The organism is Syntrophales bacterium, from assembly GCA_030018935.1.
Taxonomy (GTDB): domain Bacteria; phylum Desulfobacterota; class Syntrophia; order Syntrophales; family CG2-30-49-12; genus CG2-30-49-12.
Window position 1 is genome coordinate 14,153 of the sequence record JASEGZ010000018.1, and the last position, 21,871, is coordinate 36,023.

General features: G+C 50.1%; 25 protein-coding genes and 1 tRNA gene. 16 read left to right on the forward strand and 10 right to left on the reverse strand.

The genetic code is table 11. The annotated features are described in order from the left end of the window. Positions 1 to 4: 4 nt before the first annotated feature. Both tatC and QMD03_05015 read left to right on the forward strand, forming a co-directional pair. Positions 5 to 778 carry a twin-arginine translocase subunit TatC gene (gene tatC, locus QMD03_05010; protein ID MDI6776590.1) on the forward strand — a complete coding sequence of 258 codons (774 nt, stop codon included), beginning with the start codon at positions 5 to 7 and terminating at the stop codon, positions 776 to 778. Then, entirely contained in the window at positions 775 to 2,805 is a 2,031-nt protein-coding gene (locus QMD03_05015; protein ID MDI6776591.1) for a PBP1A family penicillin-binding protein, read from the forward strand. Before tatC ends, QMD03_05015 begins: the two co-directional genes overlap by 4 nt. 6 nt (positions 2,806 to 2,811) lie before the next feature. Here QMD03_05015 and thrC read toward each other — a convergent pair whose 3' ends face one another. Beyond that, positions 2,812 to 4,203: a threonine synthase gene (gene thrC, locus QMD03_05020; GenBank protein ID MDI6776592.1), complete on the reverse strand. Its 1,392-nt coding sequence runs from the start codon at positions 4,201 to 4,203 to the stop codon at positions 2,812 to 2,814. A gap of 104 nt (positions 4,204 to 4,307) precedes the next feature. Further along, positions 4,308 to 5,228 (reverse strand): selenium metabolism-associated LysR family transcriptional regulator, encoded by a 921-nt coding sequence (locus tag QMD03_05025; GenBank protein ID MDI6776593.1) that lies wholly within the window; start codon positions 5,226 to 5,228, stop codon positions 4,308 to 4,310. A 262-nt stretch (positions 5,229 to 5,490) separates the two neighbouring features. Here QMD03_05025 and yedE point away from each other — a divergent pair, with 262 nt between their 5' ends. From yedE to QMD03_05075, 10 genes are all read left to right on the forward strand, one after another. After that, a complete protein-coding gene (yedE, locus tag QMD03_05030; protein MDI6776594.1) occupies positions 5,491 to 6,570 on the forward strand; it encodes a YedE family putative selenium transporter in 1,080 nt (359 codons plus the stop codon). Position 6,571: 1 nt separating this feature from the next. Then, positions 6,572 to 7,111, forward strand: coding sequence for a DUF3343 domain-containing protein (locus QMD03_05035; GenBank protein ID MDI6776595.1), 540 nt, complete (start codon positions 6,572 to 6,574; stop codon positions 7,109 to 7,111). Next, the gene (locus QMD03_05040; GenBank protein MDI6776596.1) at positions 7,111 to 8,007 is read left to right on the forward strand and encodes an NAD(P)H-hydrate dehydratase; all 897 of its coding nucleotides are present in this window, start codon (positions 7,111 to 7,113) and stop codon (positions 8,005 to 8,007) included. Before QMD03_05035 ends, QMD03_05040 begins: the two co-directional genes overlap by 1 nt. A gap of 34 nt (positions 8,008 to 8,041) precedes the next feature. Next, positions 8,042 to 8,142, forward strand: a tRNA-OTHER gene (locus tag QMD03_05045). Positions 8,143 to 8,270: 128 nt separating this feature from the next. Beyond that, a complete protein-coding gene (locus QMD03_05050) occupies positions 8,271 to 9,014 on the forward strand; it encodes a hypothetical protein (protein MDI6776597.1) in 744 nt (247 codons plus the stop codon). Positions 9,015 to 9,086: 72 nt separating this feature from the next. Further along, a complete protein-coding gene (locus QMD03_05055; protein MDI6776598.1) occupies positions 9,087 to 9,302 on the forward strand; it encodes a TOBE domain-containing protein in 216 nt (71 codons plus the stop codon). A gap of 19 nt (positions 9,303 to 9,321) precedes the next feature. Further along, positions 9,322 to 9,540 (forward strand): sulfurtransferase TusA family protein, encoded by a 219-nt coding sequence (locus QMD03_05060; GenBank protein MDI6776599.1) that lies wholly within the window; start codon positions 9,322 to 9,324, stop codon positions 9,538 to 9,540. 10 nt (positions 9,541 to 9,550) lie between these two features. Then, positions 9,551 to 10,144 (forward strand): sulfurtransferase-like selenium metabolism protein YedF, encoded by a 594-nt coding sequence (gene yedF / locus QMD03_05065; GenBank protein ID MDI6776600.1) that lies wholly within the window; start codon positions 9,551 to 9,553, stop codon positions 10,142 to 10,144. 174 nt (positions 10,145 to 10,318) lie between these two features. Beyond that, positions 10,319 to 11,575: a selenite/tellurite reduction operon porin ExtI gene (gene extI, locus QMD03_05070; GenBank protein ID MDI6776601.1), complete on the forward strand. Its 1,257-nt coding sequence runs from the start codon at positions 10,319 to 10,321 to the stop codon at positions 11,573 to 11,575. Positions 11,576 to 11,703: 128 nt separating this feature from the next. Then, positions 11,704 to 12,978, forward strand: coding sequence for a double-cubane-cluster-containing anaerobic reductase (locus QMD03_05075; protein ID MDI6776602.1), 1,275 nt, complete (start codon positions 11,704 to 11,706; stop codon positions 12,976 to 12,978). Positions 12,979 to 13,065: 87 nt separating this feature from the next. On the opposite strand, the gene QMD03_05080 is transcribed toward QMD03_05075, so the two are convergent. The 6 genes from QMD03_05080 to QMD03_05105 form a co-directional block, all read right to left on the reverse strand. Continuing rightward, positions 13,066 to 14,196, reverse strand: a complete 1,131-nt coding sequence (locus QMD03_05080) for an acyl-CoA dehydrogenase family protein (protein MDI6776603.1) — start codon at positions 14,194 to 14,196, stop codon at positions 13,066 to 13,068. Positions 14,197 to 14,252: 56 nt separating this feature from the next. Beyond that, positions 14,253 to 15,434 carry an acyl-CoA dehydrogenase family protein gene (locus QMD03_05085; protein MDI6776604.1) on the reverse strand — a complete coding sequence of 394 codons (1,182 nt, stop codon included), beginning with the start codon at positions 15,432 to 15,434 and terminating at the stop codon, positions 14,253 to 14,255. Positions 15,435 to 15,567: 133 nt separating this feature from the next. Beyond that, a complete protein-coding gene (locus tag QMD03_05090) occupies positions 15,568 to 15,921 on the reverse strand; it encodes a 2-oxoacid:acceptor oxidoreductase family protein (protein MDI6776605.1) in 354 nt (117 codons plus the stop codon). Between the two features lie 8 nt (positions 15,922 to 15,929). Next, complete coding sequence (locus QMD03_05095) at positions 15,930 to 16,664, reverse strand: thiamine pyrophosphate-dependent enzyme (GenBank protein MDI6776606.1); 735 nt, start codon at positions 16,662 to 16,664, stop codon at positions 15,930 to 15,932. Next, positions 16,579 to 16,875, reverse strand: a complete 297-nt coding sequence (locus QMD03_05100; GenBank protein ID MDI6776607.1) for a hypothetical protein — start codon at positions 16,873 to 16,875, stop codon at positions 16,579 to 16,581. Before QMD03_05100 ends, QMD03_05095 begins: the two co-directional genes overlap by 86 nt. A gap of 76 nt (positions 16,876 to 16,951) precedes the next feature. Continuing rightward, a complete protein-coding gene (locus tag QMD03_05105) occupies positions 16,952 to 17,191 on the reverse strand; it encodes a ferredoxin family protein (GenBank protein MDI6776608.1) in 240 nt (79 codons plus the stop codon). Between the two features lie 189 nt (positions 17,192 to 17,380). Between QMD03_05105 and rplU the strand changes: the two genes are divergently transcribed. The 4 genes from rplU (at position 17,381) to proB (ending at position 20,247) form a co-directional block, all read left to right on the forward strand. Next, the gene (rplU, locus tag QMD03_05110) at positions 17,381 to 17,704 is read left to right on the forward strand and encodes a 50S ribosomal protein L21 (protein MDI6776609.1); all 324 of its coding nucleotides are present in this window, start codon (positions 17,381 to 17,383) and stop codon (positions 17,702 to 17,704) included. Position 17,705: 1 nt separating this feature from the next. Beyond that, positions 17,706 to 17,960, forward strand: coding sequence for a 50S ribosomal protein L27 (gene rpmA / locus QMD03_05115; protein MDI6776610.1), 255 nt, complete (start codon positions 17,706 to 17,708; stop codon positions 17,958 to 17,960). A 134-nt stretch (positions 17,961 to 18,094) separates the two neighbouring features. Next, complete coding sequence (gene obgE, locus QMD03_05120; GenBank protein MDI6776611.1) at positions 18,095 to 19,105, forward strand: GTPase ObgE; 1,011 nt, start codon at positions 18,095 to 18,097, stop codon at positions 19,103 to 19,105. Beyond that, the gene (gene proB, locus QMD03_05125) at positions 19,099 to 20,247 is read left to right on the forward strand and encodes a glutamate 5-kinase (protein MDI6776612.1); all 1,149 of its coding nucleotides are present in this window, start codon (positions 19,099 to 19,101) and stop codon (positions 20,245 to 20,247) included. Before obgE ends, proB begins: the two co-directional genes overlap by 7 nt. A 129-nt stretch (positions 20,248 to 20,376) precedes the next feature. On the opposite strand, the gene QMD03_05130 is transcribed toward proB, so the two are convergent. Together QMD03_05130 and QMD03_05135 are read right to left on the reverse strand one after the other, a co-directional pair. Continuing rightward, on the reverse strand, positions 20,377 to 20,925 hold the full coding sequence (locus QMD03_05130; protein MDI6776613.1) for a methylated-DNA--[protein]-cysteine S-methyltransferase: 549 nt from the start codon (positions 20,923 to 20,925) through the stop codon (positions 20,377 to 20,379). Between the two features lie 429 nt (positions 20,926 to 21,354). Further along, positions 21,355 to 21,681: a DUF4258 domain-containing protein gene (locus QMD03_05135; protein MDI6776614.1), complete on the reverse strand. Its 327-nt coding sequence runs from the start codon at positions 21,679 to 21,681 to the stop codon at positions 21,355 to 21,357. Positions 21,682 to 21,871 lie beyond the last annotated feature (190 nt).

The window sequence follows — 21,871 nt, forward strand, 5'->3', positions numbered from 1 at the left end:
ACCTATGGATAAACCTAAGGAAGAAAAATTACCCCTTACCGCCCATCTCGAAGAATTGAGAAAGAGGCTTATCTTTATTCTGATTGCGGTAGGCGTCGGGTTTTGTGCATGTTATGCCATCAAAGACTGGTTGTTTACAGTCATTACAAGACCACTGGCCATGGTTCTGCCGCAAAAAAGTTTCATGGTATTTACCGGCCTGCCCGAGGCGTTCTTCATCTATATGAAGATATCTTTCTTCGCCTCTCTCGTTCTGACAAGCCCATACACCTTATACCAGATATGGAAATTCATCTCCCCTGGCCTGCACCCTGGCGAGAAGAGATACGTGTTTCCCTTTGTAATCTCCTCTTCCCTGTTGTTTATCGGTGGTGTCCTCTTTGGCTATTTTATTGTTCTGCCCCCGGCCTTTAAATTTTTTGTGTCCTTTTCTTCCGATTTCCTCAAACCCATGCTGTCCCTGAAGGAGTACCTGTCATTATCTCTAAAATTCCTCCTCGGATTTGGTCTTTCCTTTGAGCTTCCCGTTTTCATCTTTTTCATGACAAAGATCGGCCTTGTAAATGTCAGAATGCTCTCCAGAGGGCGGCGATACGCCATCCTGATTATCTTTATTATTGCCGCCATTCTGACACCATCTCCTGATGCAATCACCCAGACTTTGATGGCTGTACCCTTGATATTCCTTTACGAGTTCAGTATAATCGTGGCAAGATTTGCACAGAAGAAGCGCCCTGGAACGGAAGAGACCAGGGAAGTCAAAGAAGATTTACCATGACAAAGCAATCCTCTCAAAACTACAAAAGAAAGAAACGAAGAAATTCTCACCTCGGAACAATAGTTCTGCTGACAGGTCTATTTACTGTCCTCCTGGCGCTGGTGGGGGGCGGTTTCCTGTACTATATCCTCCTCAAGGATCTGCCAGCCATCGCCACCCTTAAAGATTACCGCCCCAGTATCGCCACCCGGGTGTATGCCGACAATAATGAACTTATTGATGAGTTCTACCTGGAAGACAGAAAGGTCATCAGGATTTCTGAACTTCCCAGGGTGGTTATTCAGGCCTTTGTAGCGGCGGAAGATGCGAGATTCTACCAACATCGAGGTGTTGATATCCTGAGCATCATGAGGGCCTTCTTCAAAAATATTGAGGCGGGGCGCATTGTCCAGGGTGGCAGTACCATCACGCAACAGGTGGCCAAATCCCTCTATCTGTCCCCGGAAAGAAACTATCTGAGAAAAATCAAAGAGGCGATCTTAGCGTACAGGATTGACAAATACCTTTCCAAAGATGAGATCCTGAACCTCTATTTGAATCACATCTACCTCGGACACGGTACCTACGGCATAGAGGCGGCATCACAGGGCTATTTTGGCAAAAGCGCCAGGTATCTGACCCTGCCTGAAGCGGCTCTCTTAGCCGGTCTCCCCAAGGCGCCCGGCAACTATTCACCCTACGCAAATTTAGACATGGCCCGGCAGAGACAGCTCTATGTCCTCAAGAGGATGATGGAAGACGGCTACATTACTGCGCAGGAAAAGGAAGAAGCCATAGGCGCCCCTGTTAAGCTACGATCCATTAAACCAAAAGAGAAGGTCGCCCCCTATTTTATTGAAAATGTCCGCCGGTACATCCTTGAAAAGTATGGCAGCGATGTACTGTACAGGGAAGGACTCGAGGTCTACACAACCCTGGACATAGCCATGCAAAAGGCAGCTCGGGATGCCGTGGAAAGGGGACTCCGGGAAATAGAAGAACGGGAAAGATACAAAAGAGGGCTGGTTCAGGGGGCGCTCCTCTTTCTGGACGCAAGGACCGGCGCCATCAGGGCCATGGTCGGGGGGAGGGATTTTAAGAGAAGTGAATTCAACCGTGCCACCCAGGCGAGGAGGCAGCCCGGATCCGCCTTCAAACCGTTTATCTATACGGCGGCCTTTGACAAGGGAATGACACCGGCAACGAAACTCATAGATTCTCCCGTCGTATTTGCAGACGCCACAGGAAAGATCTGGGAACCACAAAATTTTGATGGAGAATTCTGGGGGGCCACTACCTTGAGGACTGGCCTCGTCCACTCGAGAAACATTATCACCATAAAGCTACTCCAGGAGATTGGCGTGGACTACGCCGCCGGGTATGCCGCCAATATGGGGATTACCTCTCCTCTGGGAAGAAACCTCTCCCTCGCGCTGGGAACATCGGGCGTCACTCTTCAGGAGATGGTCAGGGGATACGGTGTCCTTGCCAACAAGGGTAAAAAATGCACGCCATTTTTCATCAAAAAAATCGTTGACCGGACGGGTCATATCTTCGAAGAAAACCAGATAAAAACCAGCCAAATACAGGTCATTGACCCCCGCATCGCCTTCATGACGACCTACGTGATGCAGGATGTAGTGGAGAGCGGAACCGGTATGCGGGTAAAAAGCATCGGTAGACCTGTGGCCGGCAAGACCGGAACAACGGACGATACGAGAGATGCCTGGTTCATCGGCTTTACCCCGTCCCTGGTAACAGGGGTATGGGTAGGTTTTGATCAGGAAAGGCCTCTCGGTAAGCAGGAAGTGGGTGGCAGGGCGGCAGCGCCTATCTGGCTGTATTTCATGGAAAAGGTCCTCAAGGACACACCGGTGGAAGTCTTCCCCATCCCAGAGGGGATCGTCTTCGTCAAGGTAGATTCGAAAACAGGCCTGCCGGCCAGATCCTCATCCCAGGGGACTATCTCTGAATGCTTCCTTGAGGGCACCACCCCTGATGATGCTACACCTGCCAGCATCAACGAAGAGCAGGGTAGGGTTTTTTAAGTACTTCTAATCTCTGATCTTCAGGGTATCCTGGAGAAATGCCTTGAATAATTTATAGTTACGGGACAGCGCCAAGGGTTCCCCCGTTCTTTTATCAATATCTCTTATACTCTGTGGTAGTTCCGGGGTGATACCGAGGAGGGTCTCGACCTCTTCAGGAAACTTGGCCGGATGAGCCGTCTCGAGAGATACACAGAGGGGAAAATCACCGAACCGTTCAAGATATACCTCAAGTCCCCTCCAACCTACCGCACCGTGCGGCTCCAGGACAACCCCATAGCGCTGATAAACCCTTCTTATCGTCTCCCTCGTTTCCTGATCGGAGATACTGACAGAAAAGATGTGCCTCTTCATGGCCTTCTGGTCGGGATAGCGGTGCACGGCGCCGTTCCGGTCAACCGTCCCCCCGTACAAATCGAAGAACCTGGCCAGGTTGCTCGGATGACCCACATTCATGGCATTGGAGAGACACGCCCGGGAAGGAGAAATTTTTTCATAGATGCCTGTCTCGAGGAACCTGGGGAATTCATCGTTTTCATTGGTCGGCATGACGAGCTTTGCGACGGGAAGCCCCATCCTTCGGGCATATTCACACCCCAAGGCATTGCCAAAGTTGCCGGAGGGAACGGAAAATATTAGCCCCTCCCCCTGGCGTGCAAGCCGGGCATAGGCATAGACGTAGTAGATTATCTGGGGAAGTATCCTGCCGAAATTGATGGAATTTGCCGAGGTCAGGTTCAGATTATCGAGAGATGGGTCGGAAAATGCTTGCTTGACGAGATTCTGGCAGTCATCGAACTGGCCCTCTATGGAAATCGCCCTGACATTACCGCCGATGGTATCTAACTGCTTCTTCTGTCTTCCGCTTATCTCCCCCTGGGGATAGAGTATATAGACATCCACCCCTTCGACATCACGAAATGCTTCTCCCACGGCGCTTCCCGTATCACCGGAGGTCGCCACGAGGACATTGAGCCGTTTCCCCCGCTCACGAAAATGGCTCATCAAACGGGCCATCATGCGGGCGGCAAAGTCCTTGAAGGAGGCTGTCGGCCCCTGATCGAGCCTCATGATATACTTCCCCTCTTCAACACATTCGAGGGGGACCTCAAAATTATATGCATCCTCCACGATCCTCTTCAGGATACCGTAAGGGACTTCATCCTGCAGAAAGGTCGCCGCCACGAGCATCGCCACTCCAGTATAGGGCGCCCCTTTCAGGGCATTTATCTCTTCCGGAGATACCGCGGGAATGGGATCAGGCATAAAAAGCCCCTCATCGGGGGCTTGACCCTGAAGGAGGGCATCCCGGAAGGAAACATATTCCTTAAAGGGAGCAAGTCCCGGGATCCCGTCCAGATTTCTGTTTGTACTGAAATAACCTATTTTTGCCGTCATAATGGAATATTTACCGAATTGTAAGCGTTCAGAGCTGTCAGCGATCAGTAATCCCTGGTACCCTTTTTGTTTTTGCTGAAAACTGACGGCTGATAGCTGAACGCTTATAATTTATAACCTCTCACAAAATTAAGAAACAAACAATGATGGCGCATCAAACTGAATTGCCGGCGATGGATCAGATAGAAACACCTCTCAACCCGGCAACCCTCAATCGGTACTTCCACCACAACCCCCTGTCTCAATTCCCGTCCCACGGCATGGATCGAAAGGGCGGAAACACCAAGCCCGGCGATAATGGCCTCTTTCACCGCTTCAGAACTTCCCATTCCACCAACAATATTAAACTGTGCGAGGCTCATACCTGTATTTTCTTTAAGGTATGTCTCGAGTACTTCCCGTGTTGCCGAGCCCTTCTCCCGGAGAACAAAGGGCTCTCTGGAAAGTTCATCTAGGGTCACGGGACCTTTACCGGCCCACCGATGACCTCCGGGCACGGCCAGAATAAGCCTGTCTTCCCATAGAGGTTCCACATGCAATTTCCGATGCAACGGCTTTTTGCCGATGAAACCGATCTCTGCCTGATTATTCAGGATTATCTCTACGGTTTCTTCAGAGTCGGCAGCCTGGACATTAACCCTGATTGCCGGATAGATTTTTTTAAAATCACTCAAGACGTAAGGGAGGATATAAGTGGCCGGAATCGTACTGGCACCGATATAGATGCTGCCGGATTCGTTTTCGCGAATCTGCAAGATCTTCTCCTTCGCCTCCTCTCTCAGTTTTATGATCCTCCTGGCGTAATCGTAGAGAATCTTCCCCTCCGGTGTTAAGGATACTCCCCCATTTCCACGGTTGACGAGCCTGATACCGAGGGAATCCTCCATATTTTTGATGTGCTTGGTGAGGGCAGGCTGGGTGAGAAACAACTTTTTAGCCGCACGGCTGAAGCTCCCTTCGGCAATCAGTTGCACGAGGGATTCCATCTGGTGGATCGTAATGTTCTTAAATACGTCGTAACTCACAGCATTCCTCCCATTTTCTGTCGGGCACTATAGGACAGGAACGATTGAATGTCAAGAAGAAGGGGGCCAATGGAGCGAAAAATAGCATGACAGATGGTTATAGCCGGTGACAAATTATAACTTTTATGAATTTGACTTATTCCTGAAATTTGAATAGGAAAATTTTGAGAAGATTCTCTTTATATTGCGACAGAGGATAACGGGGTCATTAAGAGAATCAAGGGGGTAATTTCGAGTAAAAACGAAAGGGGGTAAGGGTGATATGATGGACAGATTCTGGACACCGAAAACGTGGATAATTCTGGGAGGTTTCATCTTCGGAATACTCGCCACTCTGCTCACGAAGTGGGGAAATCCGGCAAACATGGGCATCTGCGTGGCCTGCTTCTACCGTGATATGGCAGGGGGAATTGGGCTGCACCGGGCGGAGGTAGTGCAGTATATCCGGCCGGAGATCATCGGCTTTGTATTCGGCGCCTTTTTCTCCGCTTATGCCTTCAGGGAATTCAAACCGCGGGGAGGTTCCTCCCCACTGGTACGTTTCTTTCTCGGCGCCTTCTTCATGATCGGCGCCCTGGTCTTCCTGGGCTGCCCCGTGAGAGCCTTGATAAGGCTTGCCGGAGGCGACCTCAACGGCATTACCGCCCTTTTAGGGATAATTCTGGGGGCAGTTGTTGGCATTCAGTTCCTCAAGGGCGGCTTTAACCTGGGACGGTCAGGCAAGGCATCAATGCTGCCGGCTCTTATTATACCGCTGGTAATGGTGGTTCTCCTCCTCCTGCTCATCTTCAAACTTCCCTTCATCAATTTCAGTCTGAAGGGACCCGGGTCGCAACATGCCCCTCTTCTCATTTCACTCCTCGCCGGGATTGTTGTGGGCTTCATTGCCCAGAAGACCAGGATGTGCTTCGTGGGAGGGTGGAGAGACATTATGCTGGTCAGGGACTTCTATCTCGTGAGCGGCATTGCCGCCTTCTTTGTGGGCGTATTGCTGTCCAATTATCTCCTGGGTAATTTTTCCTCGGGCCTTTACCACTGGGGTTTTATAAATCAACCAATTGCCCACAACAATCACCTCTGGAATTTCTTAGGGATGACCTTAGCGGGACTGACGGCGACACTGTTGGGAGGGTGCCCCCTGCGCCAGACAATCCTGGCGGGTGAAGGTGATACCGATGCGGGAATTACCGTACTTGGCCTCATCGCCGGCGCCGCCCTTTCCCATAATTTCCTGCTCGCCTCGAGCCCTAAAGGCCCGAGTGGATTCGGACCAGTAGCGGTAATTATCGGCCTGGTATTCTGTCTGTTTGTTGGCTTTTCCATGGTGGAAAGGGAAAGGTAGTATGGAGGTCTTCGGTAAAAATAAAAAAGAAGGCTTCGAAGGCGGAGGTCTTATCCTCTTTCGGAGCGTGGAAGAGGCGATCAAAGCGGAAAAGGTCCTCAAAGCGGCTGACTACATGGTCAGGCTGGTTGCCCCTCCTCCTGAACTCAGGAAGGGGTGTGATCTCGCCCTGGAGATCGCCCTCATTGAACAGACAGGGATAGAGAGACTGTTCAGGGAAAAGGATGTCTATTATGTCGAGATTATTCCCAGGAAGGGGAGCGGAGATCTCCTCGAGATCGTGAAGGTCAAAGATTTCGGAGAGGCCATCATGGTCAAAGCGGGAAACATGAAACTCACCTTTGACAAAAACTCAGGGGTCATTCTGAATATCTCCGGGGGTGGTTGCCCTGACATCCCCTATCTCCATGCCGGGCTGATAGATAAAAAGCTCGCCGAGGCAATAAGACCGAGGGAAAGAGGCTTCACCCTCTGCGCTCTGATGCTGGATAGGGCTTTTTGCGAGTCTCTCGAAATCTGGAATCGTATGGAGAAACACTGATGCTTATCTGCGGAACGATTCCCTGGGAGGACTTTTCCCTGAGTATGGGTGCGGTAAAATTTTCCGGTAAATCTCTGATCTTTAATGACAGAGAGATTCCCTGCCTCCAGGGGACGGCTGCCCTCATCGGCGCTGCCTGTGTAACGGCTGAATATCTCGAAGAGAAACCCCCTCAAGCCCTCCTTGTCGGCGACAGGGGAACGGGAAAGGGAAGCCGGTTACTCTATGAATACCTGAGCAAAAATCTCCCCACCCTTGTACCCGATGTCCTGGTACTCCACTACATCCTTCCCGTCATGGGTTTGATGAGGAAGGTATGTGAATCTGCGGAGAGATGCCGTCAGAAGCCGGTCATGATTGCCGATGCCTCCTCCATGTATGCAGCCAAGGCGGCAGGTCTCGCCCAGAGATTTGACATTTTCACCCCGGATGCCTGCGAGATGGCTTTCCTGGCCGATCCAGATGCGACCCACCCCGCCTACATCAGCAGACACCTCTTTGACAGCGATATCACAAAGACCCCTGAACTGGTGGCAAAGGCATATCAGAACGGGAGCGCCACGAGGTTGTTACTCGTCAAAGGTTCAATTGATTACATAGTGAAAGAAGGAAAAATATTAGAAACCATCTCCGCACCGGACATCCCCTCCCTGGAAGCCATCGGAGGCACCGGTGATACGATTACCGGCATGGTGGCCGCCTTCGCCTCTGCCGGGCTGGAATTACACGAGGCGGCAATTCTGGCGGCAAGGGCAAATCGTACGGCCGGGGAGTATGCCCAGGCAACGCCGGCAACGAGGATCTGGGAAATTATCGCTCAATTTCCCGCTGTCTTCAGGGAATACCTGTGCGCCCGGAGCGGGGTTTGTTATGCAGTGAGAGATGGCGGTCTTTAGATGAGAAGAATTGGCCAATTTAAACATTGATAAAGAAGGGCCGGTTGAGGGAGCCGGTGCTTCCCGCGGGCTGCAAACCCGTTGAGGATACTGAGCAAGGATCCTGGTCGGTTCGACTCCGAATCCGGCCTTCCGACAAAAATAGAGATATGTTGCTACGTCATCCGACAGCACATAAGAGGACAGTTATCCCCCTCCTGTGGGAAGCAGAAAGGGGTCGAGGAGTGATTTTTAAGAGGAGATAAAAGCAAAGGAGGTACAAGGTGAGTACAGGGAAACCGTGGTATGCCACGGTAAAGCTTCCACCGGGGAAAGTTCATCAACTCGACACCGATCTTAATAAGCTTTTCGCCGGCCTGGAGAATGTGGGTATCGGGCCCCGGTATGTGGGTGAGATACGGAAGGGGCAATGGTATGCAGAGCTGGGCGGCCCCAAGCATGAGTACAAAAGTTACATTTTTGTGGAAGTAGTGGGAGATCCTGAAGAAGTAATGGACGGTAGGGTCGAAGTCATTGGTCCGGAGCTGGACGAACTGGCCCCAGAGACCTCCCTTCCCTTTGCCGCTCATATTAAGGCATGGGGTCCCCAACTATCGGATGACCTGTTGGAGTTTGTGGAACGAGGGGCGGTGATGGGCTTTCTCTTCACCGAGGGGTGGGGTCTGGTCGGCGCCCGCACTAACATGTGGTTGCGGGTGAGTAAGGAAGTTAAACCGAGGATGAGCTGGCTGAAGATGGCCCAGATCATGCGGGCCAATATGATTTCCCTCTGTCCGCTGGTGGAAAAGGTGGAGATAAAATTGGAGGTCGCCGACGTTATTCCTGAAGAGGTATACGACAAAATCGCCACAGAGGAAGATGTCGTTGACCCCGCTGATCTGGAGGTTTGGCTCAGGGAGAAGAAGCATCCTGTTGTAGAGAAATACTGGAAAGATAGCAAGCCGGTCCCGCTGAAGATACCAATGCCCAACCATCCTTGGGAAGACGAGATGTGGGAAGAAAAGTGATAGAATAATGAACTCTCCCCCTTTAAAAAAGGGGCATGGGGGATTTTCAGGTAAAGTTAAGGGGGTATTGCAATGAAATACGGCGCCAGAAATCAACTTGCGGGAGAAGTAGTTGAAATTAAGGAAGGAACTGTAATGTGCCAGGTGAAGGTAAATCTCCCCGCCGAGAGCACGGCATCCTCGGTGATGACCATGGATTCCCTGCGTGAGCTCGGTATAAAAAGGGGTGATAAAGTAAAGGTGATCATCAAGGCGGTAAATGTTCTCCTGGTGAAGGAGGAAATCTAACAGGAAAGGGGGAACGGCAATGGTTGAGGTGGATGCGAGGGGTCTCGGTTGTCCCATCCCGGTGGTGAAAACAAAAAAAGCGATGGAGGCAGACCCTGACGAACAGATAGCGGTCCTTGTAGAGACTGCTGTGGCAAAGGAAAATGTATCCCGACTTGCCGAAAGCAGAAACTATTCTATTGAGGTAGAAGAGGCAGCCGGCGACGAGTATCGTCTGTTGCTTACACCCCGGAAATAGGGGAAAGGAGATGGGCAGAGAGGTTGATGCGAGGGGCCTTGCTTGTCCCTTACCGGTGATCAGAACCAGAGAGGCACTGGCTGAGGTAACAGAGGGCACAGTTACCGTTCTCGTGGACAATCCTGAGAGCAGGGAAAATGTACGGAGATTTGCCGTAAGCCAGGGGTGTGAGGTAGTCGTTTCGGAGGGAGAGGGCATTTTCTGCATAGAAATTACCAAGCCCCCCGGGGAGGGAGGTGAAAGGGCAAGGGTTGAAGCCATAAGGGCAGGTGGGGATGTTGTCTGCATCACCACCGATCGGTTTGGGACGGGAAGCGAAGAACTGGGGAGGATACTGATGAATGCCTTTCTCAACACCATCTGGGATTACCACCCCAGACCGACGAAGTTACTTTTTATAAACGCTGGTGTCATGTTGACCACCGAGGGCTCTGAGGTCTTGGAGGCACTGGAACTCCTTGAGAGAGAAGGGGTGGATATCTTCTCCTGTGGCACCTGTCTGGGATACTACGGGATAAAGGATAAACTGAGAGTTGGTAAGGTCACCAATATGTATGAGATAGTTGATGCCCTTCTTAGCGGGGGCAGAGTAATAAACATTTAGGGGAGAACCTTCAGGAAAAGAAGAGGATTTAAGGTAGGAGGGCTATCAGCCTCGCTGGCAAGCTCCTGGGCTGATAGCCTCCCCTGGCAAAGGGTTTTGTGTGCCCCTTTGCATCTCAAATTTTACTTAAATCCCTCCCCAAAATCAAACCAAATAATTAGAGGAGGAAGAGCAATGGGAAGAGCAATGGGATTAATTATCCTGATAGGGGCGATCCTTATCTGGGCAGCTCCGGTAAACGCCTTAGACACAGAAGAGAAGATCATGGCGCTGGAGAAAAAAGTAAGTGATCTGGAGGGTAAGCTTCCGGGACAAACCTCATCCCTTGAGCAGGTAACCAGGTTTATGGAAGAGCACAAACTAAAGGCCGGCCTGTGGTTACAGGCATGGTATCAGTTTGTGGAAGATGGAAAAAACAATGGCAATGATGATCTGCATGATTTTATGTTCCGGAGGTTTTACTTTTATCTCAAGGGAGAGGCTACTCCCCAGTTGGGATTCTTTGCCCATATCGCCGGCGATCGCATCGGTCAGGAGGGCTTAAATGACTCCGGCCAGGGTCTCGGAAGTGGTATCGCCGTCCGGGATGGATGGATCTATTACAACTTCCATGAGTCCTTTAAGGTCCAGATGGGGAGGATGTATCCCCCTTTCACCAGGAATTACGGCACAACCTCAACCAAGGCCCTGCTGACCGTTGACCTCCCCTTTACACAGGGGGGGGTGAGGGGTGGAATCTTCTATGCCAGCAAGGTAGGACGGGATGATGGGGTAGTCCTCTGGGGCAACCCTTTTGCCGGTCTGCTTCAGTACCGCCTCGGTATATCGGAAGGGGTGGAAGGTGCTGAAAACCCTGATGATAGTTTAAGATTCACCGGCAGGCTCTCCCTCAACCTGTTAGAGCCTGAGACCTCCTGGTTCAACCAGGGGACATATCTGGGGAAGAAAAAGGTACTTGCCATAGGAGCTGGCTTCGACCGCCAGAATGACATCAAATTCGGAACCAATCAGCGGGACAATACCGCCTGGACGGTGGATCTCTTCTTCGATCATCCCGTAGGAGAAGGGGCGCTGACCATGGAGGCCGCCTATATAGATGTGAAAAACGTAACCCAAAGTTTATCATTTAGCCGACTTGTCAGTGGAGATGATGCCCAGATCTACTATATCCAGGGTGGCTATCTCATCCCGGGTAAGATCGGTCCAGGGAGGTTTCAGCCCTATTTCCGTTATGAGAGGCTCGCAGTGGATAAAAAACCTGACACGGTCTTCCCCTCTGTGGGGGTCAATTACTACCTCAAAGGCCACGATGCCAAATTAACCCTCGACTGGACATTGGTTGACCAGCGGGAAGAGGTGAAAAATTTCCGGGGTAATTGGAGCGGGGAGGACCAAAACCTGGTTACCTTACAGTTTCAGGTAGGAATTTAAATCCTCTCAAGGAATTACAGCGGAAGATCGGAGAGAGAATGTCTGCCGATGGGCACAGGATAGGAGAGCAGAAAAATCATCTTTACTGTTAGCCTCGCAGTTAAATAACTGTCTTGGCGGGAGGACGTATGGGCGATTATACCGAGATGTGGAAAGGATTGGGGCTGAACCTTGCGAGACATGAACAACCGTTAAATGCCTTGGGGGCGATCTATACAGATGTCTATATAAGCCAGAAGGACCGTCCCCAGGGGATGGGGTATTTCGATTTTGTCATGTCCGAGGTCCACGGATTGAGGGTCAAGGAGCTTTTAGACCACAAGGAAAAAGGGGGCAAGGTCGTGGGGACCTTCTGTCTCTATGTCCCCGATGAGGTCATCCTCGCCGCGGGGGGAGTGAGCGTGGGTCTCTGCGGGGGGGCGCAGTTTTCCGTCCCCGACGCCGAGACCGTATTACCGAGAAACCTCTGTCCCCTGATCAAGTCTTTCTTTGGTTTCAAGCTCTCCCTGGTCTGCCCCTACTTCGAGGCGGCCGATTTCGTGGTAGGGGAGACCACCTGTGACGGTAAGAAGAAGGCATGGGAACTTCTCGATAATTATATCCCCACCTATGTGATGGAGATTCCCCAGATGAAACGGGAGATTGACAGGAACCTCTGGCTTCACGAAATCAAGGCCTTTGCGGAAAAGATGGAGAAGGAGGCAGGTGTTAAAATAACCCCGGAGACCCTGGAGGAGAAGATCAAACTCGTTAACGAAAAACGGAAGTCAATAGGGAGGGTCTTTGAGGCACGTAAGGCAACTCCTTCTCCCATCAGTGGGAAGGATGCCTTACTGATATGCCAGATTGCCTTCTATGACGACCCGGAGAGGTTTACCGCTAAAGTCAATGAACTCTGTGATGAATTGGAGAAAAGGATCGGAGAGGAAAAGGGAGTATTTGACAGAGGCACACCGAGGATACTTATTGCCGGTTGTCCGATGGCCATACCAAACTGGAAACTCCATCATCTCATAGAAAACAGTGGAGGGGTGGCCGTCTGTGAGGAAAGCTGTGTAGGCACCAGGTACTTCACCAATATGGTGGAGGAAGGACGTCCCACCACAGAGGAAAAACTGAGGGCCATTGCCGAACGTTATCTTAAGATAAACTGCAGTTGTTTTACTCCGAATGACGAAAGGATTGAACAGATTCTCCAATATTGCAGAGACTATAACGCTGCCGGTGTAATCCACTACACCCTCCAGTTCTGCCATACGTATAAGGTGGAGTTTGTTAGGGTGAGGGAAGCACTCCATAAGGCAGATATCCCTCTACTGGAGATCGAAACGGACTACAGCGAAGGTGATGCGGGACAATTGAAGACGAGGGTGGAGGCGTTTATCGAACAGATCTCAATGTGAGGTAATTTCGAGGTAACTCGTAGAAAACGACCTGCCTTGGCCCGGGTTCACAAACTATCTTTTCGGTAAAGCCTCTCAGAGTCAAAGTTAAAGTCTCATCTCAAGGGCTACCTTTTCCCGCCAGAAATCGGGGGAGCCGAAAAGGGACAGTACCTGCCTGGCGCGGCGATAATAAAGCCCCATATCATGCTCTCTGGTAGTGCCAATACCACCGAAGATCTGAACCCCCATACGAGTGCAGTGCCTGTATACCTCGCTCATTCGTGCCTTTGCCATTGCTACCTCCCTCGCACAGGGGAATCCCTGATCTAACAACCAACCTGCATAATAGACAAGTCCTCTGGCATGGCCGAGTTCAGTCCACATCTCGGCGAGGTAATGCTGAATAATGCCAAAGCTGCCAATAGGTTTGCCAAACTGGACCCTTTCCTTCGCATAGGCAACGCAGTTCTCCACCGTCCAATCGGTGCCACCGATCATCTCCGCGCATTTCGCCACAGATGCCCGTTCGAGAAGCCTCCTTACCACTGGCCAGCCTCCATTCAACCTTCCCAGCATATTTTCTCCTGGTACAACGACATCATCAAATAAAACCTCACTCTGCTTGTCATCGGCAATGGTTGGTAAGGGAGTGATTCTTATCCCATGGCTTTTGGCATCCACTAAGAAGAGGGTAATGCCCTCCTCCGGCGGTGACCAGAAATTGGTCCTGGCAATACAGAGAAAATGCTGAGCCGTCTGGGCATCGTGAACGAATAGTTTGGTACCATTGATAAGACAACCTTTTTTGTCTTCCCTGGCCTTTGTGGTAATGCCAGCAGCAGCATATGTGGCAGCGGGCTCAGTCAACGCCAGAGCTAATATCTCCTCGCCGGCGGCTATTCTGGGCAGGAATCCCCTCTTCTGCTCCTCGCTGCCTGAATCAAGGATAGGGAAAGTACAGATGGCAGTAGAAAAAAACGGGGAAACCAGGCAAGCCCGTCCCATCTCTTCGAGAAGAACGAGCAAATCCATGAAACTGCCCATGCTGCCGTCATACTCTTCGGGAATGATCAATCCCATCCATCCTAATTCCGCCATCTTCTTCCAGATATCAGCGCGAAAACCAATGGGATCCTCCTCCATTTCCCTGACCAGCGTCTTGGGGAACTCTTTTGCTAAAAAGTCACGAGCTGTCCTTCTTAACATTTCCTGCTCTTCAGTAAGATCAAGGTTCATATTTCCCCCTTTTCAAGTTATAGATTGCGGAAAAAATAGAGTTGCCGGGTTGGCTGTCAGTCCCGTGGCAGCCCGAGCCCCGTCCAGGCGATCACATTTTTCCTTATCTCTGTGGTACCCCCGGCGATGGTAAAACCAGAACTCCACTGACTGAGATCCTGAAACTTTCCATAAAGGGGAGCCCATTTAGATCCTCCCTTCAGAGTTCCATAGAGCCCCATGATCTCCATTGCCGTGTTGGCAAGACGCAGGTTGAGTTCGTTGGCATAATAACCACAGGCCGCGGCCTCGGCTGCCACGTCCTTCCCCTTACTCTGAAGCCAACATACATAATAGGCAAACTTCAAGGCCGCTTCATAGTCAATGGCAAAGTCGGCAAGCCTCTGACGGATCAGAGGTTTTTTCGCCAGGAATTCTCCCCCTTCCTGTGTCTGTTTACAGTATTTTATCAGGTCTTCCAGATCCCGTTTTCCCCCAGCGGCAACCGAAACGTTGGCACGGGCAAAGTTTCTTCCCGCCATCATAACATACCACCCCTGATTTAGCTTTCCTATTATATTTCGCCTGGAGACGCGAAAATCGTCTATGAATGTCTCGTTATATAGATGAGAGCGATTCATAAAGATTAAGGGACGAAACTCAATCCCGGGACCGATACGATTGATAAAAAAGGTAAGACCCCTGTGCCTTGGAAGGTTGGGGTCTGTCCTGGCGAGGATGAAAATATGGTCGGCACGATGGGCGCCACTGGTCCATACCTTCTGTCCATTGATAACATAATCATCACCGTCAGCCACGGCGGTAGTGGTAAGGGCAGCAAGGTCCGAACCAGCATTAGGTTCGCTCAGCCCTTCGGCCCAATTTATTTCAGCCCTGGCCATCTTTGGCAACCACTCCTTCTTCTGCCCCTCGGTTCCATACATCAGGATGCCGGCAGCCACAGTCATAAAGTGCATGGGGATCGCCGGTACCCTATAGTAGGCCGTTACCTCGTTGAAGATGAGTTGCTCAATAGGCCCATGCCCCTGACCTCCGTACTCTTCCGGCCAGGGCAGACATAACCAGCCCTTTGCGGCCACCTTTTCTACTACCGAACGGTGGTAAGCCCATCCTTCGTCCGTTTCTTCGGCTGCCAGGCCGCCTATCCAGCCCTCGGGAGCCCTCTTTGCCTCCTCACCGCAGAACTCTGTAGACTCCTCCCTCAAGGCTTCCTGTTCAGGTGTAAACTTGAAATCCATCTCTCCTCCTAAGGTACCTGTTAAAACGAGAGTTGTAATCGCAATCTCGTAGGTTGCGCTATTTTCGCACCTTGCTTGGCAGGTTATCTCGCAGGCTAAAGCCTGCGGTTGTGGCCTGCGGCTACAGGCGCATCTATCTGGCTATGAAATAATCGTCTCTTTCCACCTCTTCGCTCTTCCCGCTGGTTTCTAAAATAATCATCCCTCCAGGCAGCACCCTGCCTTCAAATGCCTTTAAACGGGACGATTCTGTCATAATCACGGTCTTAGCGCTTAAAAGCAGAGGGGAAGCGATTTCAGTATCGGAAAGAATAACTGTGCAATCGGCAGGCGCCCCTCTCCTTGCCGTGGTCATGCTGGGGTTCCAGAGTACGTTATTGTATCGGGAGACAGCGGCAGAAGCCAATATCTGCCCTATTATCATTGATCCTGTCCCACCAATTCCAGCAATTATCACATCGTGTCTTCTGGGTGGTACTCCTTTCATAGAGCCTCCTATTCAATTTTATCAATATTCTTGAATTCACCGAGAGGAAATTGGGGTATCACCTCTTCCTCTATCCTTTTCAGAGAATCCTTGGGGGACATATGCCAGTTAGCCGGACAGGTGGACAATATCTCGACAAAACTATACCCCACACCGTCCCTCTGTTTTTCCAGCGCCTTTTTCATGTATTTTTTTGTTTTTTGATAATTGGCAGGATTGGTAAATGCTCCCCGGGCGGCGTAAGCCACACCTTTCAAGCTCCCGATGAACTCTGCTGCCTGTATGGGGTATCCCTGGTCTTGAGTCCTTCCGAAGGGTGTCGTGGTAGTAACCTGCCCCATAGGTGTGGTAGGGGCCAGTTGTCCCCCGGTGGTCCCGTAGTTGCCGTTATTGATCATAAAGGTAGTGATCTTTTCGCTCCGGGCAGCGGCATGAATCGTCGGCTCGCAACCGATGGCCAGGGCGTCTCCGTCTCCCTGCCAGGTAATGACCATCGTATCTTTGCCGAGGATGCGTTTCATGGCGGAGGCCACGTCACATGCACGGCCATGGGCAATCATTGCTGAATCCACATCCACCAGGATAGAGGCCATAGTATAGCAGCCGATGCCGACAACCAGCACCGAATTCCTCTCCATATCCAATTCATCAATTACTTCACATAATGCCTTTACCGCAGTCCCATGCTGACAGCCGGGACAGAAGGGTATAATTACCGGAATATCCCTCCATAACACGGGCACCCGCCACCGCCCCCCCGTGAACCATGTTTATTGAACCTGTTTCCGAGGCGGACTGAAGAAAAGCCCTTCCCCTTTTGGGAAACTCTCTGGCAAACCACTCGATGATCTCATTCTGTGGTGTTATAGGATAGCCAAAAAATCCTCTACAATCTGCGGCAAGGGCACCCCACCCCACCGCTTCGTTCCCCTGTATCAGGAGCCTGTCCGTCATTTTGATCCCCCCTTCTTAGTGTTGAATTCAAAATTCTGTTACTTTTATCTTTTGTTGTGACCGCAGGTCATGAGGGTTAGTTTGAAGTGGCAGGAGATGTCTCCAGATATTCATAGACCTCAATAGCAAGATGGGGACACATCCATGCACAGATACCACAGGCACTGCAATTCTCAGGGTTGTTGAAGTCGGGTAAAGGTAACCCGAGAGGTGAGACCCGATCTGACATCTCGATACACCCCTTTTTACAAAACATCTCGCAAAAACCGCAACCCCGGCAATGATTCTCCTTGATTTCAATAATTCCTTTAGCCATTTTACCTCCTCCCGCTCTATTTATCTTCTCTCGATAACGGAGTAGAATTTCAAGCTATCCGATAAGAAATACCGTGTCAAGTAACAATGGCAGTCAAATTTTTTTCAGATACCTGCCATAATTGTATTGACAAATAATATTGAGTTCCGATAATATAATGCTGAAAATTTTTAGACAGGACATTAAAATATGTATGCAATTATAAAAACAGGCGGTAAACAGCACAGGGTCTCCGCAGGAGATGTGCTGGCAATTGAGAAAATAAACGGTAACGAAGGAGACTCTGTGGTTTTCGACGAGGTACTGATGGTCGCCGGAAACGGTAATATCAGAGTGGGAACCCCTCTTGTTGAGGGCGCGAGAGTTGTCGGTGAAGTTATTGCGCAGACAAAGGCAGCCAAGATATACGTCTTCAAGATGAAGAGGAGAAAGGGGTATCATAAGAAAACCGGACACCGCCAGAAATTAACGAATATAAAGATAAAGGAAATCTCCTTATTAAGCGGAGGATAGCATGGCACATAAAAAAGGACAGGGAAGTTCCCGCAATGGCAGGGACAGTAATGCGCAGAGAAGGGGCGTTAAGGTGTTTGGTGGCCAGACAATCAACGCCGGTTCTATTATTATCCGCCAAACAGGAACAAAGATACATCCCGGCAATAATGTCGGCATGGGAAAAGACTACACCATTTTTGCGAAAATTAATGGCATGGTAAAGTTTGAAAGGCTGGACAGGAAAAGAAAAAAGGTAAGTGTCTACGCCTTGTAAATATTCTTAAAAGGCTGATGGCTGACCATTCTGTTTCAATGCCGACCACCTGACCGATAAAACAAAGCTCATCAATATTCTTTTAACACATAAAGGCACATGCAAGGTGCCTTTTATTTTTTAATTCCCGTGATATGAAATTTATTGATGAGGCAAAAATATATGTGAAGGCAGGCGATGGCGGGAAAGGTTGCATCAGTTTCCGGAGGGAAAAGTTCGTGCCCCATGGGGGGCCAGACGGTGGCAATGGGGGGAAAGGGGGCGACGTAATTATCAAAGCCTCCGATAGCCGTAGAACCCTCCTTGATCTAAAATATAAAACACATTATGTGGTAAGGCACGGCGGACATGGAGAGGGAAGCAACCGGACAGGCAGAAATTCTCCGGATATGGAAATTATCGTCCCTGTGGGTACCGTGGTCAAAGACGCCGAAACAGGCGAGGTCTTAGCTGACCTTACCATCAATGGCGAGCGGTGTATCGTCGCAAAGGGGGGCATGGGCGGCAGGGGAAATGCCATGTTTGCCACACCGACCAATCAGGCGCCCCGTTACGCCCAGGAAGGTATAAAGGGGGAAGAGCGCTGGCTTAAACTTGAACTCAAACTCCTCGCCGATGCAGGTATTATCGGTCTACCCAATGTGGGGAAGTCAACCTTCATTGCAAAGGTCTCAGCAGCGAAACCCAAAATCGCCGATTACCCCTTCACCACGTTGGTACCCAATCTCGGTGTTGTCAGGTATGGAAATTTTGAAAGCTTTGTCATTGCTGACATCCCCGGACTGATCGAAGGCGCCCATGAGGGAATGGGGATGGGAACAGGGTTTCTCCGTCACATCGAAAGAACAGCGGTACTGCTCCACATCATTGATATCTCAAGAGAATCATATAGTGGTGCCTGGCAGGACTTTGCCGTTATCAACCGGGAACTTGCCCTGTTCAGTCCGACCATGATGGAAAAACCCCAGATCGTGGCTATCAATAAAATTGATCTGCCTGTTACCAGGGAGAGGATAAAAAAAGAGAGCGCCACCTTTGCAGAAAAAGGCATAAAAGTGCTGCCTTTTTCGGCCATTACCGGTGAGGGAATCAGTGAGGTAATCAGCGAAATCACAAAAAAATTACAGATAACAAAGGTATGTTAACCAATCAGATAAGAAAAGACATCCTGGCAAACGTCAAAAAGGTCCTCATAAAAATCGGCAGTGCCGTGCTGACGGGAAAGAACGGACTCGATCTTAACATCATCGAACAACTGGTTGATGAGATCGCAGAGCTGAAAAAAAAAGGTTATCAGGTTGTAATCGTCACCTCCGGCGCCATCGCCTCCGGGAAGCACAGGATGGGTATAAGAGGCGAACTGAAAAGCATACCCCAGAAGCAAGCGGCGGCAGCCGTCGGACAGGGGAGGCTGATGAGGGTCTATTCCAATGCTTTTGGAAAACACGGACTGTTCGTTGCCCAGATCCTCCTGACCATGAGCGACTTAACGGACAGGAAACGATTTCTGAATATCCGCAATACCCTCTCCACCATTATGGAATGGGGAGTAATTGCCATTATTAATGAGAACGATACGGTAGCCGTTGACGAAATCAAATTCGGGGATAACGACCATCTTGCCGCCATGATTACAAACATCATCGGGGCCCACCTCCTGATTAACCTGACCAGTACAGAAGGTCTTTACGACAGAAATCCGGCAAAATCAGAGAATGCCAAACTCATTTCCCTCGTGGAAGAGATCACGGAAGAGATTGAAGCGGCGGCAACGGATGAAGCAACCTCTATGGGAATCGGCGGCATGAGAAGCAAGGTCCTTGCCGCTAAAAAAGTGACGGTCTCTGGCATTCCCTGCATCATTGCACCTGGTAAAAGAAAAGGTGTCCTCCAGGATATCTTTGCCGGCAAAGAGATCGGTACCCTCTTCCTGCCCATGGGCAAGCATCTAACCAGCAGAAAATACTGGATCGCCTTTACTCTGAGGTCCAGGGGCAGGTTGTTCCTCGATGAGGGGGCGAAAAAGGCTCTGCTGGAACAGGGGAAAAGTCTCCTCCCCTCAGGTATAGTCAATGTGGAGGGAAACTTCGGCATCGGAGACCCTGTTACCTGTGTTGATATGGAGGGAACACCCCTCGCCAAAGGGCTGGTCAACTACAGCGCCCCGGAAATCTGTAAGATCATGGGATTAAAGACATCCGAGGTAGAACAGGTCCTCGGCTACAAGGATTATGATGAGATCATCCATCGGGACAACCTGGTACTGATAAAACAGAGCCGAAAATAGGTTTAGCTGTCAGTCTTCAGCTTTCAGCGAAAAAAGAAAGATACCAGGGGTTACTGATCGCTGATCGCTGACGGCTGAACGCTTGCGAAACTAAAATGGGCAGGTTTCGAGAAAGCAATACCGTCTCGTCTACCAGAAATACTCCGGCCTAACTTTTCCCCTCGCATCAAATGCCACACCTTCCATCTCAAGGAGGGCAACCTTCATCCTCAAGCCACCTCCGTAACCACCTGGTGTACCGTTTACTCTGACGACGCGGTGACAGGGGATGATCAGGGGAAAAGGGTTTCCGGCCAGGGCCCAACCCACCGCCCTGGCACCTTTCGGGATGGATAGTTTAGCTGCCAGGCGACCGTAGGTACTGACAAAGCCCCGTGGGACCTGCCTGTTCTGAAGGAGGACCCTCCGCTGAAATTCGCTGCAGCCACTCATGTCGAGGTTTTCCAAAGAAAAAACAACCGGCGCCCCGGACAGGTATTCCTGAATCTGCAGGCAAACCTGATCTACGATCTCATGCGATTGTCTGAGGGCACCGGGGAAGTATAGATGAACAATGGCCTTCGTCGCCAGACCCTCCCCGGGAAGAAAGATGCGCACGATGGAGGGGGCGTTTTCTCCTGACACCCAGACGAGACCAACCTCTCCGAAGGATGTGAGAATCAATACATAAGATACCATCTTCACCGTGTATAATCACGTATATGGTCTAACACTATTTTCACCCCTATACCGATCAAGAAATGACTCTCGACCCTTATCTTTTCCATGGTCTGGAATTGGTTACTGGCAATCTTCGTCATTTTTCCAGAATCCCGGCTCTAAGAATCAACAGTATTCTTGCTAATTCGCGGTCATTTCAGTACTTCCAGCGAAGATCACCCCCAATCGGGGGGATTTGTCAAGAGGAAAGGTTTGAACCCAATTCTGCAGGAGGTTTTCTATATGACCAGGGGGCATTTACGGAGCTAATATCAGTTCAATGGGTTTGGGATTTAGGGCATACCATCGCAGGGATACCAGACATAATAGCCCGAATCCCTTTTCTTTCAAAATTGATAGAGATTTCTTGTAATTCTGTTTTTGTTCCACATTCAGAACAGATAGTTATTAAACCTTTCCTTTCTTTCTTCTCCTTTGAGTTGGTGTTTCCCATTCCTCTTCGGATGGGATATAGGCAGTTACAAAATCTACTGGACTTTTTGGATGGAGGTGTTCACAAATCACATGAAGAGGCATCGTTAGTCCTTCAATAATAACGTCAGCGCAAAAGAGACACCTTTTACGTCCAGGGTATCTTTCTATAACAGAACCATTTAAGATTGCATAGATCATGTCTTCTTTTGTAAAGCCTTCTTTTACTGCATGTTGAATAGCGTGGGATCCAATGGCAAAATTGCCATTGGATATCTGGAAATGGAGAGCCCCAATATCCATTACAAATATCGTATCTATTCCCCACTGATACTAAATTCAAGCTTTTTAATGGTCTATAGAAAAAGGGGCGTTTGTCAAGTAGTGGATGGATTATTGTTAGCAAAATCAGGATGTTTGTCAAGAGGAAAGATTTAACCTGTTAGTAACACGTGATATGTCCGGTTTGTAGCACACAATCTGTCCGGTTTGT

What these genes read in the sequence shown, in the direction of transcription:
- yedE (MDI6776594.1), top strand. Translation starts at nt 5,491, where the DNA reads ATGATGGACAGATTCTGGACACCGAAAACGTGGATAATTCTGGGAGGT.
- QMD03_05085 (MDI6776604.1), bottom strand. Translation starts at nt 15,434, where the DNA reads ATGGATTTCAAGTTTACACCTGAACAGGAAGCCTTGAGGGAGGAGTCT.
- QMD03_05090 (MDI6776605.1), bottom strand. Translation starts at nt 15,921, where the DNA reads ATGAAAGGAGTACCACCCAGAAGACACGATGTGATAATTGCTGGAATT.
- QMD03_05055 (MDI6776598.1), top strand. Translation starts at nt 9,087, where the DNA reads ATGAAATACGGCGCCAGAAATCAACTTGCGGGAGAAGTAGTTGAAATT.
- QMD03_05075 (MDI6776602.1), top strand. Translation starts at nt 11,704, where the DNA reads ATGGGCGATTATACCGAGATGTGGAAAGGATTGGGGCTGAACCTTGCG.
- thrC (MDI6776592.1), bottom strand. Translation starts at nt 4,203, where the DNA reads ATGACGGCAAAAATAGGTTATTTCAGTACAAACAGAAATCTGGACGGG.
- QMD03_05135 (MDI6776614.1), bottom strand. Translation starts at nt 21,681, where the DNA reads ATGGATATTGGGGCTCTCCATTTCCAGATATCCAATGGCAATTTTGCC.
- QMD03_05130 (MDI6776613.1), bottom strand. Translation starts at nt 20,925, where the DNA reads ATGGTATCTTATGTATTGATTCTCACATCCTTCGGAGAGGTTGGTCTC.
- rpmA (MDI6776610.1), top strand. Translation starts at nt 17,706, where the DNA reads ATGGCACATAAAAAAGGACAGGGAAGTTCCCGCAATGGCAGGGACAGT.
- obgE (MDI6776611.1), top strand. Translation starts at nt 18,095, where the DNA reads ATGAAATTTATTGATGAGGCAAAAATATATGTGAAGGCAGGCGATGGC.
- QMD03_05040 (MDI6776596.1), top strand. Translation starts at nt 7,111, where the DNA reads ATGCTTATCTGCGGAACGATTCCCTGGGAGGACTTTTCCCTGAGTATG.
- tatC (MDI6776590.1), top strand. Translation starts at nt 5, where the DNA reads ATGGATAAACCTAAGGAAGAAAAATTACCCCTTACCGCCCATCTCGAA.
- QMD03_05100 (MDI6776607.1), bottom strand. Translation starts at nt 16,875, where the DNA reads ATGACGGACAGGCTCCTGATACAGGGGAACGAAGCGGTGGGGTGGGGT.
- extI (MDI6776601.1), top strand. Translation starts at nt 10,319, where the DNA reads ATGGGAAGAGCAATGGGATTAATTATCCTGATAGGGGCGATCCTTATC.
- rplU (MDI6776609.1), top strand. Translation starts at nt 17,381, where the DNA reads ATGTATGCAATTATAAAAACAGGCGGTAAACAGCACAGGGTCTCCGCA.
- proB (MDI6776612.1), top strand. Translation starts at nt 19,099, where the DNA reads ATGTTAACCAATCAGATAAGAAAAGACATCCTGGCAAACGTCAAAAAG.
- QMD03_05080 (MDI6776603.1), bottom strand. Translation starts at nt 14,196, where the DNA reads ATGAACCTTGATCTTACTGAAGAGCAGGAAATGTTAAGAAGGACAGCT.
- QMD03_05060 (MDI6776599.1), top strand. Translation starts at nt 9,322, where the DNA reads ATGGTTGAGGTGGATGCGAGGGGTCTCGGTTGTCCCATCCCGGTGGTG.
- QMD03_05035 (MDI6776595.1), top strand. Translation starts at nt 6,572, where the DNA reads ATGGAGGTCTTCGGTAAAAATAAAAAAGAAGGCTTCGAAGGCGGAGGT.
- yedF (MDI6776600.1), top strand. Translation starts at nt 9,551, where the DNA reads ATGGGCAGAGAGGTTGATGCGAGGGGCCTTGCTTGTCCCTTACCGGTG.
- QMD03_05015 (MDI6776591.1), top strand. Translation starts at nt 775, where the DNA reads ATGACAAAGCAATCCTCTCAAAACTACAAAAGAAAGAAACGAAGAAAT.
- QMD03_05105 (MDI6776608.1), bottom strand. Translation starts at nt 17,191, where the DNA reads ATGGCTAAAGGAATTATTGAAATCAAGGAGAATCATTGCCGGGGTTGC.